The organism is Niastella sp. sgz303648 (assembly GCF_059587045.1).
Genome location: NZ_JCAPSW010000005.1, coordinates 198052 through 217219 on the forward strand (window position 1 = coordinate 198052; position 19168 = coordinate 217219).

Annotated in this window: 14 protein-coding genes; all 14 read right to left on the reverse strand. The window is 42.5% G+C overall.

The window, feature by feature from the left end:
• Nucleotides 1-2 precede the first annotated feature (2 nt).
• The 14 genes from AC59IL_RS16440 to AC59IL_RS16505 all read right to left on the reverse strand — a co-directional run bounded on the left by AC59IL_RS16440 (nucleotide 3) and on the right by AC59IL_RS16505 (nucleotide 19166).
• Nucleotides 3-503 carry a hypothetical protein gene (locus AC59IL_RS16440; protein WP_496553255.1) on the reverse strand — a complete coding sequence of 167 codons (501 nt, stop codon included), beginning with the start codon at nucleotides 501-503 and terminating at the stop codon, nucleotides 3-5.
• Between the two features lie 107 nt (nucleotides 504-610).
• Entirely contained in the window at nucleotides 611-1150 is a 540-nt protein-coding gene (locus AC59IL_RS16445; protein WP_496553256.1) for a YceI family protein, read from the reverse strand.
• A 124-nt stretch (nucleotides 1151-1274) separates the two neighbouring features.
• Nucleotides 1275-1679, reverse strand: coding sequence for a DoxX family protein (locus tag AC59IL_RS16450; protein WP_496553257.1), 405 nt, complete (start codon nucleotides 1677-1679; stop codon nucleotides 1275-1277).
• 142 nt (nucleotides 1680-1821) lie between these two features.
• Nucleotides 1822-2289: a YHS domain-containing (seleno)protein gene (locus tag AC59IL_RS16455; RefSeq protein ID WP_496553258.1), complete on the reverse strand. Its 468-nt coding sequence runs from the start codon at nucleotides 2287-2289 to the stop codon at nucleotides 1822-1824.
• A 197-nt stretch (nucleotides 2290-2486) separates the two neighbouring features.
• The gene (locus AC59IL_RS16460; protein ID WP_496553259.1) at nucleotides 2487-3185 is read right to left on the reverse strand and encodes a Crp/Fnr family transcriptional regulator; all 699 of its coding nucleotides are present in this window, start codon (nucleotides 3183-3185) and stop codon (nucleotides 2487-2489) included.
• 267 nt (nucleotides 3186-3452) lie between these two features.
• Nucleotides 3453-4529 carry a fatty acid desaturase family protein gene (locus AC59IL_RS16465; protein ID WP_496553260.1) on the reverse strand — a complete coding sequence of 359 codons (1077 nt, stop codon included), beginning with the start codon at nucleotides 4527-4529 and terminating at the stop codon, nucleotides 3453-3455.
• 431 nt (nucleotides 4530-4960) lie between these two features.
• The gene (locus AC59IL_RS16470; RefSeq protein WP_496553261.1) at nucleotides 4961-5830 is read right to left on the reverse strand and encodes a hypothetical protein; all 870 of its coding nucleotides are present in this window, start codon (nucleotides 5828-5830) and stop codon (nucleotides 4961-4963) included.
• A 70-nt stretch (nucleotides 5831-5900) separates the two neighbouring features.
• Nucleotides 5901-6380 carry a hypothetical protein gene (locus AC59IL_RS16475; protein WP_496553262.1) on the reverse strand — a complete coding sequence of 160 codons (480 nt, stop codon included), beginning with the start codon at nucleotides 6378-6380 and terminating at the stop codon, nucleotides 5901-5903.
• A gap of 180 nt (nucleotides 6381-6560) precedes the next feature.
• The gene (locus tag AC59IL_RS16480; RefSeq protein ID WP_496553263.1) at nucleotides 6561-6944 is read right to left on the reverse strand and encodes a DUF3037 domain-containing protein; all 384 of its coding nucleotides are present in this window, start codon (nucleotides 6942-6944) and stop codon (nucleotides 6561-6563) included.
• Nucleotides 6922-7719: a HipA family kinase gene (locus AC59IL_RS16485; RefSeq protein ID WP_496553264.1), complete on the reverse strand. Its 798-nt coding sequence runs from the start codon at nucleotides 7717-7719 to the stop codon at nucleotides 6922-6924. The genes AC59IL_RS16480 and AC59IL_RS16485 overlap by 23 nt, the downstream gene beginning before the upstream one ends.
• A gap of 11 nt (nucleotides 7720-7730) precedes the next feature.
• On the reverse strand, nucleotides 7731-8360 hold the full coding sequence (locus AC59IL_RS16490) for a hypothetical protein (protein WP_496553265.1): 630 nt from the start codon (nucleotides 8358-8360) through the stop codon (nucleotides 7731-7733).
• 99 nt (nucleotides 8361-8459) lie between these two features.
• Complete coding sequence (locus tag AC59IL_RS16495; RefSeq protein ID WP_496553266.1) at nucleotides 8460-9200, reverse strand: hypothetical protein; 741 nt, start codon at nucleotides 9198-9200, stop codon at nucleotides 8460-8462.
• 223 nt (nucleotides 9201-9423) lie between these two features.
• Complete coding sequence (locus AC59IL_RS16500) at nucleotides 9424-15438, reverse strand: DUF8696 domain-containing protein (protein ID WP_496553267.1); 6015 nt, start codon at nucleotides 15436-15438, stop codon at nucleotides 9424-9426.
• Between the two features lie 11 nt (nucleotides 15439-15449).
• Nucleotides 15450-19166 carry an RHS repeat domain-containing protein gene (locus AC59IL_RS16505; protein WP_496553268.1) on the reverse strand — a complete coding sequence of 1239 codons (3717 nt, stop codon included), beginning with the start codon at nucleotides 19164-19166 and terminating at the stop codon, nucleotides 15450-15452.
• Between the last annotated feature and the right edge of the window lie 2 nt (nucleotides 19167-19168).

The following is a 19168-nucleotide window of genomic DNA, read 5'->3' on the forward strand; positions in this document are numbered from 1 at the left end:
TGTTACTGTGCACATTGTTTTCGATACTTAATGGTAGATGAGGCTACGCCAAAATCATCGGGTAATTGAATGGCTGATATTTCAGTAATGCCCACACGAATCAATGCCATGTGATGGATGGTATGTTCAAGGTTATAAGCGATTTCGCGGTAATAATTTGTTTCAATGGCAATGGTTTCGTTGATATGATCGTCGTAACAGGCCTGCAGCGTGAGCATTTTATTGGGTTTGTTCAATACCCGGTACAAATCGATGAGCAGCCGGCAGGCAAGCTCCTTATCGGTTTCAATAAGCACATCGCGTTTACGCTTTTCATAATTCACTATACCCGATTCGTATCCGTTTTCAAGACACTGAAACAACTCAATGATGTGTCGCACATGCTGGCCAACCGTGTTGCTAAAAAGGGTTTTACACGGCTGCCTATACTGCGGTGGCGATAGCTGGCTGAGTGAGCCTGTAAGTTGTACAAAAATGTTATTTACAGCTTGTTGTAATTGCATTGGTCGGTTTTGTTCCTAAATATAATATTATTATTTTATTAAGATTTTTCCGCATATACAATTTTCACTCAGTACCTGGCTTACAGTTTTACCTGCCTGTATCACCGTTAATCTTTCTTTGCGTAAACCTTCAGTATAACCGTTAGATTATCGCTTAGTGTACTGCCTCCACCCACTTTAAAATCTCTGCGGTTGAGCTTAAATTCACCATTAAACATATAACCATCCTTGTATGGCTGTGCTGTAAAAGGGAACGACAAATCTTTCGTTATTCCTTTCATGGTAAGCTTACCAAAAACAAATAATGTTCCGCTCTTATTGGAACCGGTGACTTTTACAGATACGAACCTGATTTGCGGATAGTTTTTAACATCAAAATATTCAGTGCCGTGCAGGTGTTCATCTCTTAAATTGACCCCTGTATTTACCGTATTGGCTTCAATATGCACATCAAAATTGCAGCCAGCCGGGTTATCGGGTGTAAAGGTTATAACGCCCGCCAGACCGCTGAAAGAGCCGCTGCTATTGAATCCGAGGTTCTTTATTTTGAACGAAACTTCCGACAAACTATCAACCGGGGTAAACGACTGGGCAAACGAATAGATAGAACTAAAAAGGCCAACAACTAAAAAAATGTAATATTTCATATAAAAAACCTTGTAATATAATTCATTGGCCGTTTTTATGCTTTATAGCTTGCGCTTTGTTACTGTTTTTAACAAAAAGCGTGGAAAATTTTTCACGCTATCCATTCAAAATACCATAGTTGGTTCAGGCATGCTTCATTTGATTTTTAAAAAAGAAACCTATAATCTGTTTGCGGTAAATGATCAGCAATATCAGGCAGCAAACAAAAGTGATAACCGCATAGATAAATAATACAGCATCTCCGTCGACCACTATGCCCAAACCGGTAAACAAATGAAAGAACAGGGCGCCGCTCATCAATCCTACGCCAAGGGCCGCTCCCCAGCCGGTTGTACGCGGATATAAAATCAGTACCGATGCAATAAGTTCCAGCACGCCGGTGCCGATACGCCCCCAGGGCTCCATACCGATTTTTGTAAACAAGGCAACAGATTGTTCGTGTGCCGTAAACTTAAAGTAAAGGGTTTGAAGCATAATTACGGCAGCCAGCAACCGAAGAACCCAGATGGCAATATTTTTTACCTGCATAATTAACTTTTTACTCGCATGTATAAATTGTAGTAAGGGTTAAAGTTTATTTCTGATTTTGGGATTTTTAGATTTTGAGATTTCTTCCGGTTTATGCTTTCATTTAAATCTCAAAATCCCAAAATCTCTAAATCGCGAAATCTCAATATCCGGTAATCTTCTTCCAATTACCATCAGCATTTTTCCTGAGTTCAACTTCATTTTTGTTCCAGTCGGTAAGGGTATTATTAAAAAACCGGTTATAAAACAGGTATAGCTTTCCATCGATAATTTTAAAGGTTTTGGGGTCGATGGTTACTTTTTCGCCTTTGGCACCCATGGCATAGGCACACCAACCGCCATATTGCGGCTCGTATTTCGACGGATTTTTTTTGAACTCTTCTTTATTGGCTGCCGACGAAAAATAATACACAACGCCCTGGTGACTAACAGCAAGGTCACGGCTTCCTTTGATAGCTTTGTGCTGTAAAAAGTAAGCTACCGGATCGTATCCCTGTATAGCCACTCCTTCATCGAGGTTAAACTGTTTTGTTCTGAATGCTGCATCCTGTGCATGCCCTATAGCTGTACTCATTAATAGAATTGTCAGTACCGTTACAATGTGTTTCATATAATAATATTTTAGAGAAGTCGGAAGTCAGATGTCGGAAGTCAGAAAACCCCGAATTTTATTGAATCCCTTCTTTCTTTATAACGTGAGTTTCGGATTTCAGTCTTCGGACCTCAGACTTCAGATCTCTGACTTCCGGATTCCGGCTTCCGATTCACAGAACAAAACTAATAACAAGGGTACTGTTCGCCTGTCGGCTATACGACAATGGTCAGCTTTTGAATTTTATTAACATCGGGAAAGCAAATCTCATGGCGACTGTAATTGATCAGTCCTTCTTCGGTGAGTTCGTTGATAAGGGTGGTAACGGTTTGCCGGCTCGATCCTATGAGGTGGGCAATATCTTCATGAGTAAGGTAATTGGGAACACAGCGGCTGGTATTGTTCGAACTGCCTTGTTTTTGCGCCAGCAGTAATAAAAAATGCACCAACCGAGTTTTTACATCTTTATTGAGCAGGTTGATCAGCCGGTTTTCGATCTGTTTCAGTTTGGCGCCTATCTGTTTGCTGTATTTTAAAGCTAATTCGGGCCTTTTTTGTAACAACTTTTCAAAATCTTCGATAGTAAAAGCGCATAGACTTACGCCGGCTTTCCAGGCCTGTGCAAATTCGCCATTCAGGCTATTTCTTTCGAGGGTAATTTGTCCGAACAGCTCCCCTTTTTGAATGATTTCTTTGATCACTTCACGGCCGCTGTCGTCGATATATCCAATGCGTATATATCCCTCTTTAACGAAATACAGTTTATTGTGATGAAACGCTTCGAAGTAGATGTAATCGCCTTTAGGGGCCTCAATAAAATTATGAACAATGTTCAGCTCATCGTACTCGTCATCGGTAAGATGCGCCCACAAATCGTAATTGCGTATTAAAAGCCATTTGTTATCCGCACTCATAGCAGTTCTGGGGTTCTATGTTCTAAGTTCTTAGTTGATGTAAGTTACAAAAAAAGGCGCCAGCGCCTAATGCAGTGGCGCTAAGAGCATAAAGGAGAAAAAGAGAGAAAGGAGAAACGTCCCGCAAAGCGGGACTAAAAGAGTGAAAGAGAATCTAAACAGCGTTTCCAGGCATAAAAAAAGGAGAAAAAAGATAAATATTCTCTTTTTTCTCCTTTTCTCTTATAGCTCTTAGCGCTACTGCATAAAAGTTGCGAAGCAACCAGCTTAAGCCGGCCTTTTGCCCAATTGCTTAATCACTCTGTAATGCGAAGCAATGGCCTGCTGCATGGTTGGAAATTCGTTATAGGTAATACCAAACTGCCTGCAGGTTTGTTTTACAATATTATTGATGGCAGGGTAATGTATATGACTGATACGGGGAAACAGGTGGTGTTCTACCTGATAATTCAGGCCGCCTACAAACCACGATACGAACTTATTGCGTGGAGCAAAATTGGCTGTGGTTTTTATCTGATGAATGGCCCACTCTTCTTCAATTTTTTTAACATCATCTATATCAACATGAACAAACTCAGTATGTTCTACCACATGGGCCAGTTGAAATACGACTGCAAGGGTTAAACCGAGGGTGAGGTTCAGGGCAATAAAGCCGAACATCCAGGGCATCCAGCCCAGTTTTATGATAGGCAGAACAACAAAAAAGCCGGCATACAACAATTTGCTTACCCAGAAAATAACGTGTTCCTTAAAATCCATTTTCTGCATAGGCGTTGTATGCACCTTCTGGTTGAAATATTTTGTAAAATCCATTACAAAAAACCAGGCAAGCGAGGTAAAAGCATACAAAATGAAGCCGTAAATATGCTGAAAACGGTGCGGCGGGAACCATTTTTGGGTTTCGCATTGACGCATCAGGGGGCTAAGTGCAATATCATCGTCGACCCCATCGACATTTGTATATGTATGATGTACTATATTATGTTTAAACTTCCAGATGAAGGTATTACCGCCCATTAAGTTCGAGCTCAGGGCCATAGTATCATTTACCCAGCCGCGGCTTGAATAACTGCCATGGCAGGCATCGTGCATTACATTAAAACCGATACTGGCAAGGATAAATCCCAGCAGGCAGCACAGTAAAATGGCCAAAAAAGCAGGGGGCTGAAAAAAAAGCAGAGAGGCATACACAACAATAGCGGAAGGCGCTAAAATGGCTGTTTTTGAATACAGGCTCCAGTTGCCGGTTTTCCTGATTTTATTAGACGCAAAATACTGATCAACGCCGGCTTTTAAAGTATTAAAAAAAGACTTGTCTTTATTATTAAAGGTTACTTTAGGCATAATTACGCGAAATTGTTTTGTATCAACAGTCACTTTTAATAAAACCCTGCTACTAAGAAGAGCATTTATTACCGTGAAAAGGATACTTCTTTATGGTTTTATAAGAGCCGCAAAGGTAAAGAAAGAAATGTTAAGGATACCCCATTAATTATATTCATTTCAATTTGATAATGAACATAAATCGTACATCAACGGTATGCGAACTGAAAAAGTATGCCAGGGAAGCATTTGTTTTTTGTAATCAATAAATAGTTTTTCACAGAAATACATGGTAATTTTTTTTAACAGCAAACAATAATGCATATCTGGTTGAGCAAACTCTATGCCACTACGATTACCATCGTTTTTCAGCAATCTACGGGTTATTTTTGGGGTATAATTACGTGAACGTTCGTTCGTTTGCAGCTTTTAAAATCAGGGATGTTTGAGGTTTATATCTTAATTGAACAAAATGCCGTAAAGAAAAAACGTGTAGTCAAATTTTCAGCAGTATACTTTGTACGTTCCTGCGTACCGTTTACCGGTTTTACAACAATCTTAATCGTATTTGGATTTACCGGCAATGCCAGCGTAGGCGTAAAGCCGAAAGTGAATTTTTTAAGACTATAATCAACCGGAAGTGTTATTTCATAATCCAGTATCCTGAATTTCGAGGCATCCTGTGTGCTTGCAGTGATATCAAGTGCCTTTGTTTGCCCTGTTCTTGTTGTTGCATACCTTCTTTTGTGATAATAGGCATTATAATAATTTTGGGTAGCAGCGTTTATATAAAACGTGGGAGTAGCGGAAATATTATCATTCCACATAAAGAAAGTATGATCAAGCCCAATGGTAGCTGCAAAATCTGTAGCATCGCCGAATGTAACCCTACCGGTTACACTGGGTTCAATCCATCCAAAATCATAATCTGAATAAATACTGAAATCACCCTTTAATTCTGATGTTACACTATAGCTGGATGAACTATAAAAATATTTGTCGGCGGCTATTTCACCATACCATTTGTTTTTGCTCAAACTGTAACCGCCTGTAAGGCTAAACATATCCATCGTTCCGGTGGTAGTAAGGTATGAACCACTGATACCGGCAAATAATCCCGATTTATGGTAATACGTAAAGGCTGGTGTTATATAAGGAGTTTTTAAGGAATCGCTTCTGCCTAAATAAACATTATCGCTGAGGTAGCTTACCCGCAACTTTGCATATGAAGTTGCTTTTTTTGTGGTTGAATCCTGGGCAATCAAAAACTGACCGGAGAAAATCAGTAAGGCAAAACAACCAATAAAGTATATTTTTTTCATGGTGGTGCAGGGGTTATCGGTATAAAGAAAGGTCCGGAACAATGTTTCGGACCTTTACTTTGAATGTAACTTAATTTCCTGTTGCGTCTTCGACCCGTTCTTTCTTATCTTCTTTCAGGTCTTTCTTATCTTTTTTCAAATCTTTTGCATCTTTTCTTCTGTCGTTGCGATCATGACGGATATCACGGGTATCGGAGCCAATATCTTTTTTATCGGCGTGAATATCTTTTCGATCACTCTTAATATCTGCTTTGTCTGCAGCCAGATCTGCGGTGTTGCCATCTTTTTTGTCCTTTACCAGTTCTTTTTTATCCTGATGGATATCTTTTTTATCCTGGCTCAGATCTTTGACATCCTGACGACGATCTTTTTTGTCAGCAGAAATATCCTTGTTATCATGCGCAATATCTTTTTTATCGTGGTGGATATCGCGCCTGTCGCTCCTGATGTCACGGGTATCTTTTCTTACTTCGTGGGGATGAGCTACACGTTGTTGGGCTGAAGCAGCCAATGAGATGCATACGGCAAGGCCGAGAAAAAATGTTTTCATGTTGTTTACTTTTTAGGAAGTAATAGATATTAGAAATAGACAAATGTTTAATGACCGCCCAGAAACTGTTTGTTAATGAAATGTCATTAATTCATAAAGCGTTGATATTCAAGCAACATCATAATATTACTTTGCCCTGGAGGAAGGGTTTGCAGTGTATCGTATGGTGGTGGGAGTTTGTTACAGTACCAACTGCTCATGCAGCCGTATCAGCGCCTGCTGAGGATTTTGGCAAAAGCCGGGATGTACTTTCGACGTTTGTAAAATAGTGCTTCGTTGCGCTGTTAGCCACCTGAAACGCGAAGCCATATCCAGTTGGGCAATCGGCCCGCCTTCTTTTATACCTTTACATATTTTTTCAAAAGCCTGCAGGTAGGCATTTATTTCGGGAATATCCGCCTTTTCGTCCAACGCCTTTATACGGTCGCTGTTTACCGTATACATAGTTTGCAAAAACCGCTGTTCCTTACAGTAAAGAATAATGCCAACGTTACAAAATTCCTCGCGCTCAACTTTTGGCACTATACGAATAACAGCGTACTCAAATAAATATTTTTCCTGCATGTTGGGCTTCTTTTACAAATATTTCAGACGATGCAATTCGTGTATTTAAAAATTCAGTATAAACATGGCGGCGTTCTTCAACAGATGCTTCAGGCAGGTTGGTGTTAAGCCAGTCTTCGGGAATAGCCTGTACTATACCGGCAATGCGCTCGGGTGTAAGAATAGCACGGAATGCTGAATCAACCACATTCAGCTGCGTAGCCTGTGGTAATAATACATGATCTTTTACCTGTACAAATGGCCGCAGGGCCTGTTCCTTCCAGTTTTGCCAGGAGTGATGAAAGTACAGCGTAGCGCCATGATCAATCAGCCATAGTTCTTTGTGCCAGATAAGCATATTGGTATTACGCGCGGTGCGGTCGACATTAGTAAGCAAACAATCGAGCCATACAATTTGCGAAGCCAGTTTGGGTTCGATGGTGGTAACGGCGGGATCATATGTAATAGCGCCCGACAGATAATGCAACCCGAGGTTCAGTCCAACGCTTGCCTTTAACAGGTCCTGGATCTCTTCATCGGGTTCGGTGCGGCCAAAAGCGGTATCCAGATTGGCCAATACAATTTCAGGGATTTTTAATCCAAGGGCACGGGCAATTTCACCGCCGATCAGTTCGGCAATCAATGCCTTTATCCCCTGCCCTGCCCCGCGAAATTTAAGCACGTACATAAAACCGTCGTCTGCTTCGGCAATGGCCGGCAGCGAACCGCCTTCACGCAACGGCGTTACATATCGCGTAACGTTCACTGTTCTTAATTCAGGATGATTGTTCGCCATAAAAAATGGCGCTAAAAATAGAATAAATTATGGACTGTACAATATTCAATGATTTGCTGGTACCCTTTGTCGAACATGACCCATGAACCATTATGATGCAGATAAATGTTGGGTGAAAGGGCGGCATTACCTGCATTGTTGTAAGTGGTTATGGTATGCGAAATCAAACCGGGTAATGCATTACTTTGTAAAGTGCAAAAATGTATTTCGTTGTATTTGGGAACCGATACGAATATATGATCATTATGACGGTCGCTAAGGGTAGTCCATATCCGGGGAGATACCATACAGGAAGCCTCGTTCCGGTTGTTCAGCAAAATAGAATACAAACCGCCATTGGGAATTATATCATTTTTTAAGACCTGGTGATATTGAAATAACTTAAAAACATTCTCTTCTGCAATGCCGGCCAGGTCTTCGGCCTTCAAATTACAGGCTGCGATAAGCTCTTTGTCGGCAATTACCGGTTTTCCATCATCGGTGAATATATACACACAGGCCAGGTCATCAGCAACCTTTTTTAATAATCTTTCATTGCCAAGCGGATTGAACACGAAAGCGCCATTGGGGTATTCATTTAAATCGGCCTTTACCAAAAAAGGCATTATGGTATTGATCGATTGCTGAAGATGCTGATACATGGCTGCGAACTGCTGATTTTCTCAATGTATTTGACTGAATTAAAAAGTACGGAGCTTTTTTGCTCCGTACTGAAGTCTTTTTATTTTTCCGGATGATTTTCAATAATACGTATACGTTCTTTTTATAACTGAGCCGTCGGTACTAACTACATTATCACCGATAACACGTTTATCGCTGTCGAAAGTGTATGTGTGAGTAACTGTTTCGCCTCCTGTGGTAATTTCGCTGGTAGGCAACTGCTTAGGGTTATTGGCGTAAATAAGGCCCTGATAAAGTGTATTGGGAATAACAGTATCGTATTTTAAGGTAGTTTCGCCAGAATAATCTTTTTCTTTTATAAGATTCCCATTGCTATCATAGGTATAATCTACAACATTATCGAGTACAGAACCGGTTGACTTTGAATATTCATATTCGTATTTTTTCACCAATTGCTTACTGCTGTTATAAATATATTTTTCAGTGGAGGAATCCTGTGTATCGTTATACTGAAAAGTGCTGTCGACTAAAGAAACGCTGCTGTTGATAAAAGAGGTAACATGTATTGTAACCGAACCAGCGTCGTATATATCCATGGTAAACTGTTTGTCGTTCGGATACTGATACACAAATTTATAACCGGGTGTAGTAACGGATTCAAGGGTTAGCAATCTGTCGTTGTTATCATAACTGGCATTGAAAGATTGTTTTTCACTTCCCAAAGGTGAAGTTACTTCCTCAGTATATGTTTTTATCTTGTATTTAACGGTTGAGGAACCGGATGAGTCTGCATCTTTCTGACAGGAAAAAATTAATACACAGCAAAGGGCCACCAACAGGTAAGGGGCAACGATTTTCATGGCTATATAAGTTGGGTTTAGATAAATTATAAACTAAACGTTATAATCACGCGCTAAACTATAAAATCATTTTAACATTTTGAATGCTGGTTAATAAGCGTGTAGTTTTGGCTTATAAGTGTGCAGTTTTGGGCGATAAGTGTGTGAGATGGGCGCTGTACATCAACAGGCAGTATGAATACAAAAAATCCCGCCGTAAGGCGGGACTTTTTGTATTCGGGTATTAATAACTACCAACTTTTACAAGCGCAATGCGGCTGTTTTTGTTGGTGTCAGAGTAGTAAAATTTTGAATTTGTATATGTATTCGATGTGGAGGTTCCGGAAGCCATACCCATTCCATCGAATGTAGTATTCTTTGTTACTACGGTTGTTACTGTTGTAACAGATACTCTAAACATTAAAGTACCTTGTGATGATGTACCAGGTGTTGTGATGTTTCCCGTGGTACCCGTTGTATTCGTTTTAGTGTTAGTCAACGTTGCTGAAGCATTCGCCCCCCCGCTAACGGCATCACTTGCTTTAATAGTAACAGTTAACCCACCTGTATACGCCTTGGCGTCAGCATTGGCAACACTATTATTAGTCCCAAAATTTATATTACTATTCCCGGCATTTTGTTTTTGTAATGGTCCGCCTGAGCCCATATCCACGCTTACCACAGTGAAAGAGGAAGTCTCTGTAGTTGTCATTGAACTCAGGCCATTGGAAGTTGTTGATACAGAAGTTTCTGTTTCACCCACATTCATAATAGGTTTTGCCCCGTTATCATTGTTCGTGTATTCGTTCATAATTTCAGTTGCCTGAGCTGAACCAACACCTGCTTTTTTCAGAGTCGCGGCTAACTGAGTAGCGTCTTTATCAGCTGTAGCACCTGCCCCCTGCCCCTGTACCGAATTAAACTTTGTTGAATCGCCCGGCGTCATACCATCAACATCGATAAACCGAACAGGATTATCATAAGCATAGCTATATGGGCTCCAGCGCCTGCCGGTTTCTGACATGGGGTCTATCGTATGCCACCTGCCAATTTGAGCATCATACATTCTGGCCCCAAAATCGTACCACTCAAGACCGCTGCCATCACTAAACTCTTTTTCCTGCTTTTCTTTCCCGTTGTATTCGTATTTGTTATCCTGTTTGCCAATGGCCTTACTGCTAATGCCCGCCATGGTTAGTCCATAAGGATAATAATGCGTTTCCTCCAGTATCGGCCCGGTATAATGTTTAATGGCGAGGTTATCGAAGAACACATCCCAGTTTTGCGTTTCATTGCTTACATAGATATACAGGTAACCGTTTTTGGTGATGTTAATACCGGTATAGGCCAGGGTATTTAATACATCGGCATTACCTGCAGGCAATGCGCCGCTTTGCGGATAGCTGCTTACATAATTGAAGCGCTCGTCGAGTAATATCCAGTTCAGGTAAGCCTTTGGTTTACCCGTGGGATCGGGATTATTGCCCGATCTGAACAGATTTAAGGCATCCAGCAAGGGACTGGTGCTGCTGTTGCTTAACTGCGAAAGCGTTCCCTTCACATCGCCCGATGCCGAAACAATTCCGCCCGCCAATGAAGTTAAAATATCGGTAAGGGCGCTTGTGTTGCTACCGGCTGCGCCCTGTGGTCTGTAAAATGATTTAACGGCTACATCAATTACATCGCCCGACATAACTTTCAATACTATCGATGGTCCTGTTTTTTGGCCGCTGCCGTTTAGTTTGGCTACATAATTATTGGGGTTGCTGAGCGAGGTATCGGCTGGGTAACCGCCCGGTACACCGGCGGCTGCGTAGGCACTTGTGGTAATATTATTAAACAAAGCGTTTTCTTTGTTGCGAATGGCGTTGCTGGTTCCCAATTCCATAGTAGCATAATATCCTGCCGTATCTTTTTGTTCGGTAAGCACCATGCGTACATTGCTCAAATGATCTTTCAAAAAATAATCGTAAAAATAGCGGTAAGCGCTGTCGCCGTTAAAGAAGTATTTTTTGGCGTAGCGTATACGTCCTTCCTCCTGCCCTACCTGTTGCAATGTATCGTTGCGGTATTCAAACCCTGCTATGTATAATGTAGTAGTTGTTACGCCGTTGGTGCTATCGCTAACCGTTTTTTTCAGCTTCGCGCCGGAAGCATCATATGAATAGCTGATTGTGCCTTTGGAAGTGCCGTCGTCTTTGCTAATGCTTATCTTTTGCGGCAGGTTCATGTAATTATAGATAATGCCGGCAATCTTCTTGTTTTTATCAGTAACAAGATTGCCGTTTACATCATAAGTATAATCATCCAATGTGCGATTTTTATCGGTAAAATCGCCGAGTTTATTATCTGTTGTGCCAATGGCACTGCTTTCGGTTACCGCCAGCAATTTGTTGCTGTTGCCACTGTTCATATAAGCGTAACTTAAGTTGTCCACTAAAGTACTGCCACCGGGTTTCCAGCCCTGTTGTTGCATAGTAACTATATTGCCATTGGCATCATAGGTAAGGTTGCTTACGCTAAAATCTATTTTATTGGCTGCATTGTTTGGATCTGTTTTGGCCCATGAGCTTCCAAACTGCTGGTTAAAGTCGGCGCCGGTAAGCCGGTTTACTGCATCATAGGTATAATCATATTTTCTCACCTCTCCGTCGCCCCTGCTTTTCCAAACAGTTCCGGTTATATTTCCATTATATTGAGCGGCTGCATAGCTGCCGATAGAACCAATGGTTTGTTTATCGTAACCGAGGTCAAATCCAAAATAGCCGCCCACTCCGGTAACATTCTTAACATAATCGCGATTTATTCCCAGTAGCCAGCCCCTTATGTTGTAATCATAAGTAAGTGTTTCAAGCCCGGCATTATTATTCAGGGCCGGGGAAATGTTTTTGGTTTTTATCTGTCCCAATACATCATAGCTCATAGCAGCTATCGGCTTCCAGCCACTGCCATTAAAGTCTTTTTCAACCGATGTCATTCTTCCCATGTCATCGTAGTTGTTTTTGGTGGCCAGGGTGTAAGTTTGAGCATTGCCGCCTCCCTTCTGATGCTTTAAATGGCTTCTTAACAGCTGGCCGGCAAAGTTGTACTGGTTGGTTACAACATCCGGAGCGTTGGTATAGTTAAGGGTTTGTACCTGTAGTACCCTTCCCTTTTTATCATACAGGGTACAGGAGGTAATATATTGGGTTTCGTCGGTTACTTTAACTTTTGTCCAGGTAACCAATCCTTTTACTGAAGCAAACAGCGTTACAGGTTCAGGATAATCAGTTGCAGGAGCATTCAGGTATGTAGTATAACCACTGTTTGTGAGGCTCGCTGTTAAACCGGCCGGAAGAGCGGTATAATCATCATAGTGTTTTTGTGTTAACAGTTCCCATCCGGTTGCAGGAACAGTGGTTTCTGAAAAAGGATAAAAGAAATTCGTACCATTTTGAGCAGCAGCGGCATGATATGTTAAAGTCTGATTATTGGTCCACAATCCTGTTTGAGTGGGCCGGTTCAGATTATCGTACAGCGTAACCAGCCATTTTACCTGACCTGTTTTTCGCATATTGCCATCCTGGATCATTACCAGCCTGTCTCTTTTATCATACACCATATAAACAGGAGCGCCGCCTGGTATCTTTTTCATAATCATCCGTTGGCGGCCGTCGTATTCATAACGGAAGCATTGCTCGTTCAGGATATCGCCATTAAGCGCAGCCGTATTCCAGTTGTTTTGTAACAGCAGCTCTACGCCGTGCGGTTGCACCACACAACGCAGGTTACCCATATCGTCGTAAATATAGTAGGTGCATAACCAGCCGGTATACCCGCTGCCACCGCCATTATCGGATAATGCGGTTAACTGTACTTTTTTCAGAATTACTTTCTCATCCTTGTCGGTAAATGTAATTATCTGGGTGCCACGCTCATCTATTGTAACATTTTTACTTAATTCACCCGCAACATAGGCGCCGGCACTACCTGTTGTTGTGCTGTAAGTACCAAAGCTATCGGTCACATCCGTTACATTCCATATTCTCACATCATCGATGGCTGTGTTATACCAGTATTTGGCGACTACGCCCCTGCTGCTGCCTACCCAGTTGTTACCGGGTGCATAGGTTTTTTCAACCCGGTTTAAGGGACTCGATTCATAATCTGTTTGCCCGTAGAAAAACTGTTCATCGGGAAACTGCGTTGCATTAAAACTTTTTTGTTCGGGCAGTGCATTGCACCGGTAATTACCGTCTGTTGCTTCAGCCACATAAGGCAGATATTTGTTGGTTTCCCGATCCCAGGCATCGTATACAATGGGAGCCACAACATCCTTCAAACCAGAGCTGGCCTGTTTGCCTACCGTTTGCACCAATCTTCCAAGCCCATCAAAATATTGCGTGGTTTGTTTAACTGAACGTGGCGCTGTAATACTATCAGCCGAAGGTTTGCCGGTAAAACCCGGTTGTGTAAAAACTCTTGCGCGAATATAATTCACGTCGCACGATGCAAAGGCGCCTACTGTTACTTTGCACACATTGGTATAGCCTGTTTCGCTACCACACGTTATCATACGGCGATAATACGTGGTAGCAGTAAGTGCACCCGGTGTATAATTCTGGCTGGTTGCGCCGCTGATATTGGTCCAGGTGCTGCCATTGGCGCTTTGCTGCCACTGATAACTATACGTGGCGCAGGTGCCGCCGGTAGCCGGATTGGCAGTCAACATACCGGGCGTAGCGCCTGAGGCAATGATAAGGTTATCGGGCGTAATATCACCATACGATAAAGGTTGATTTACCAGAACAGTCAATGTATTCGACCAGGCCGTTTCGGTTCCGCAACTCACCTGCCGCCTGAAATGGTAACGTGGAAGGGTGAGTGCACCGGGCGTATAGGTGCCGGCGGTAGCGCCGGCGATATTGTTCCAGGTATTGTTGTCGTACGATAGCTGCCATTGATAGCTGTAACTGCTACCACAGCTGCCGTTGGCAGCGCTTTGGCTGTTGCTGAATAAACCGGGTGATGTGTTATAAACAATGGGCCCTGCAGCACCGCTGATGGCGCCCCCCGCCAATTGTTTGTTAACGGTAATGGCAGCGGTTGAGCTCAGAGCACTTATACCATTGCTGATAACGGTTACTCTGTAATACATACCGGAGGTTAAATTACCGGGCGTAAAGGTAACAGCACCGGCGCCTGTGACAGTAATCCAGGTAGAATTATCCGGTGATAGCTGCCATTGATAAGTATACGTACCATTACCCCCCGATACATTGTTTAATGTGAGCGTACCGGGACTGGTGTTATAAACAATGGTAGCTGCAGCCGGTGTTATACTGCCGGCCTGCAATTGCGGGTATACCGTTACGGTAGCCGTATTGGTATATTGGGTAAGCGGGCCGCAGGTAACTGCCTGCCGGTAATACGTAGTAACGGTAAGATTACCGGGTTTATAACTTAAACCTGTTGCACCGGAGATATTTGTCCAGGTTGTATTATTTGTTGAGCTCTGCCATTGATACGTATAGCTTGTGCCGCAGGAACCTCCGCTGGCTGCTGTAGCTTTAAGGGAATCGGGACTGGTATTATAATTAACAGCAACCGATGCAGGGCTGATGGCGCCGGTTACAATCGGGTTCATAGGAACTACTGTAGCCGGTGAAGTATAGCCTGTGCCTGTTGTACTGCTGCTGGTTACTGCCAGCCGGTACAAACTTGTTTGGGTATAGGTTCCTGTAACGCTGCAGGTAAGGCTGTTGGCGCCGGAAATATTTGTATACGTTGAACCGCCGGTAGTGCTTTGTTGCCATTGATAATTATAAGTACCGCTGCAGCCGCTGGCGCCTGATCCGGTAAATGAAACAGTAGTCGACTGTCCGCCTGGCACAAACGCAACAGAGGGACTCACAGTACCCGGATTAATAATGGTAACCGTAAGTGTAGCAATGGGTGTAGTGGCGGTGGCTGGTGAATAGTACGATACCGTACCACTGGTGATGCCGGAATTCCAGGTAATTCCTATAGAATTGGTGCCATTATTATTTATACAGGTGTTGGTGGTTGAATTAATAGTGCCGCCTGTAACGCACCATTTGTCGGCCGTGCTCCAGGTAATACCACTAATGATATACGGACCATAGTAGTTACCGGAAAATACACAGGTGGCTCCCGTAATAGTAGCCTGTGCCCCGGCGCGATTTGATACCATAAGCAAACCAGCCAATAGCACAAGGACGTACCTGAAATATACCGGCATAGTTTTTTGACAATGCATATAAAAAGATGTTATTTTTTGTAGTGATAATCGAATGTCTTAATGATATTACCGTCCTGGTCTTTGATCAGCTTCAACCGCGTAAGCCCGTCATATTCGTAATACGTAATACGGTTGTTCTGGTCGCATTGGGTAGTAAGACCCACCAGCGGATCGTACGTAAAGGTTACCATCATGGCGCCTTTGGGATAAAGACGCAATTCGTCAATAGAACCTGAACCACTAACAGTTATGGTCGATTGCCCGGTAACGAGGTGCTCAAAATAGTTCCATGTTTTTCCATTTATCACTACGGTTGCTAATTTTTGCGGCCAGTTTGTTTGCGTGCCGGTTATGGGATAGGCGCTACTGTTTAACGTCCAGTACGATACTGTATAGGTAGTTGAAGCGTTTAGCGACGGTTTCGAAATTGAAAATCCGCTTTGACTATAATACTTACTTCCTGTAATACCGGCGATATTTTGAACATAAGCAGCGTTGATGCCCGACCAGTTGCCCGCGCCATCGGCTTCAAAGGAAGTGTAGGCAATATCAGTTTGCGTGCCATTCGCCACTTCTGCAACAGGGCGCATATAGCTATAATCCCAGATATAGCTATTGGGCATATCGTTTTCCTTACTTTGTTCCAGTAATCTGCCCCTGGCATCATATTTAGTGAACCTGATGCGGCTTGTATACAAATTGTTCTTATTAAAAACACCATTATTGACCGATGAAGGTGTAAACGTGGTTAGCGGTGTTGGTGTTTCCAAAGCAAGCACCTGTTTTACTGTAGGCAAATTATTATTAAACACATTTATTTGTGCTGCCCCATACTTTTTAACAGTTGATGCTGCTTTTAGCTGTTCATTCCAGGTTTCAACGGGTATAACAATATGTGATTGTTGTAAAAGACGAAGGCCCTGCGATACCGTGTCGAGGTTTGACACGGTGGAGAGATCGCCATAGTCCTGCGGAAATTTGTACCAGGTATTCAGCGTATCGCCTTTTGAGTTTCGGGTACTTTTTTTAATAAGCTGATAGTGGCCATTCGTTTTGTCGTATGTATAGCTTTCAGTTTTGCTCAGTATAGCTTTTCCCAATGCATCATAGGCGCTATCTTCTTTCCGGTCGAGCATATTGCGTAGCACAGGAATTGAAAAATGATGTGCATAGATCCTGAACTCCTGCTCGTGATTATAACCATCAAATAAGTAATAGCTTAATCCCTGATTAAACACCATTTGCCACACCGTGTCTGAATTGATTCTGGTATAATAATAGCGGGTTGATGATACCGGTACCTTTGTTCCATTTACCAGTTTATAATGCAACTCTGACAGTAATTTACCCCTCGATCCTCCGGGTATATCAGGGATGGGCGCCATAATGGGGTTTATAATGCCAGGTTCATCAAAACCGCCACCATACTTTGCCATTGTATTGATGTTAATACTGCCCGAAGTGCCGTAATTATATTCACTTACTCCATTGGCGTTGTTGTTATAATCAACCTCTTTTACCTCAACTTTCTCATAACCGAAAAAAGGTGCGTTTCTCCCATCTGAAAAAGGATAAACAGATTGTCCATAGCGGTAACGAAAATAATTCCCTGTTCCTTCTCCCATCGGATCATAGCCTTCGGCTGATTCATAAATGGGCAAATCATCTGCGGTGCCATTTGAATAAGTATACGTTTTGGTATTTACATTGCCGCTCAACGAGTCTACAGTCCTGATTTTAGTCGTTCTAAGACCTCCTGCATAATGGGTTTTAAGCACCTGGTTTAAAATTGTATCTGCCCTGAGCACATAAACAATCCTCCTGATCTCGCAACTATTAAAAAAATCGGTGGTGGCTGCATCAAAGGAAATATTATAATTCCCTGCTTCCAAAATGATAGAGGAATCAATAACCATGCTTGAGCCGGCGGGAGGAATGGTAGATATCCTTTTTAGAAAACTACCGTTTTTCTTTACAACGATATCCAGAAAATAGGGATCTAAAGGATAAGCGGGATCCCTTGATACGATCGATGCTATTTCAAGTTTTTTCCCTGCCCAGCCCGAAGCAACCGTAAAATTGCCGTTTGCATCCACGAAGCCTCCATTATTCACAGTAGCGGATCCCTTTGCTTTATACAACTCGCTGCTTTCATTTTGATAAGTGACTTCAGTTTCGTTTCGCAGGAACTGGTTTGTTTCATAGGTGAAAGTAGAAGTTCCTCCCGTGGGGTATTGAATGGTAGTAAGTGTATTTGCCTGCATGTATGCAGGATTGGCATCTCTGTTAGCGCCGGTAAAAAACACAGGGGGGCTTGTAGCGAGGTTTAAAGTAACAGGTGGAACCAGGTCACTGTTTGTGGCGCCATTATAATAGCCCCAGTGATCGATTGACAGAGACAGCTTTGGAGGGAGATTTAGCTTTTCGTTATAGGTAAAGGCATATTTTTTATAATTATTCGTATCCGTTACATCTGTTTCCAGCACAGCATTCAGCTTCAACCGCTTCATTTTGTTATCATCAGTAAACACGTTTAAATCAGGTAATGAAAAACCAGAGCCGCCAATCGAAGAAGCATTAAAATAATAATTATTATCAAGGACTGTCTTTTTCACAAGACGGTTGGTTTTATCCCGCACTTCAATGGCCTTCAAACGCCTTCCGCCCATTAAATCGAGTCGCACCGAATCGTATAAAAACTTCATATACCCCAGGCTAAACTGAATAGAATCGATATTCAGCTGCTGATACTGGGTATAATATGCATCTATTTTATTCGTTTGATCCTGCGTATGCACTGAAACATTCCCAAACAGGTAGGTTTGTGAAACATTGGGCAAAGGCGAGGTAAAATCCCGGGCAGAACGCAGGTATTTAAAGTTTATCTCTCCGTAGGTAGGTGAAACAATTCTGGTCAGGTGCCATGTATTCAATTCAAGAGCACGCCCATTATTAGGTGGCCACACCGGGCCGGTATAGTAATACTGCAATGGTGTAAAATAATATGCAGTACCGCTTTCATCTGTAACCTTCCAGTCGGGGTAGGATGCGTTATAAGTCAACTCTACCTTCAGTGATCCATCTCCTAACACTACCGGTTTAAAGTTATTATCAAAAATTAATTTGTATGATTTGTCACCTAATGTTAGCATATACAGATCCGATGCAAAATCGGGCGCCTCGCCATTATAATCCACCGTAAAATAATTGTAGTACTCCTTTGGTGTGCCGTTTTTGGTTAAATTAAGACCACTATAGATTAATCCGTCACCCCCCGACCCGGTCGCCATAAGCCTGATATCATTCTTCCATGTGTAAAACCACTGTTCCTGGCTATAGATAGGTGATTTTGTTTTCAGTTGTATTTCCGGAGGATCGGGCATTGAGATATAGGAAGCCGCAAACCCTCCTATAAAGTCCGGGCGGCCGCGTGTAATGCTCACAATAGATCCGCCAGCGCTGAGCGCCCACCCAAGACCTACTTCACTGGCATCTTCTTTTACCTTAAGACCTCCGGCGTGATATTGCAGCGACACCGGAAACTCCAGTGTTCCCTCCTTAATCGTGTAAACGGGAATGGAAATAGCAGGCACGCCTGTGAAATTATCAACAGGTACCAGTCCGAATTTCCCTAATGCACTTACATCGGGCGGTGGTGGAGTGAGCACCTGTAATTTTATTCCCTGCTGTGCAACAGCGATCATTTCGGGCAATAGTAGCAGCCAGAGCAATACATGTTTTTTCATAA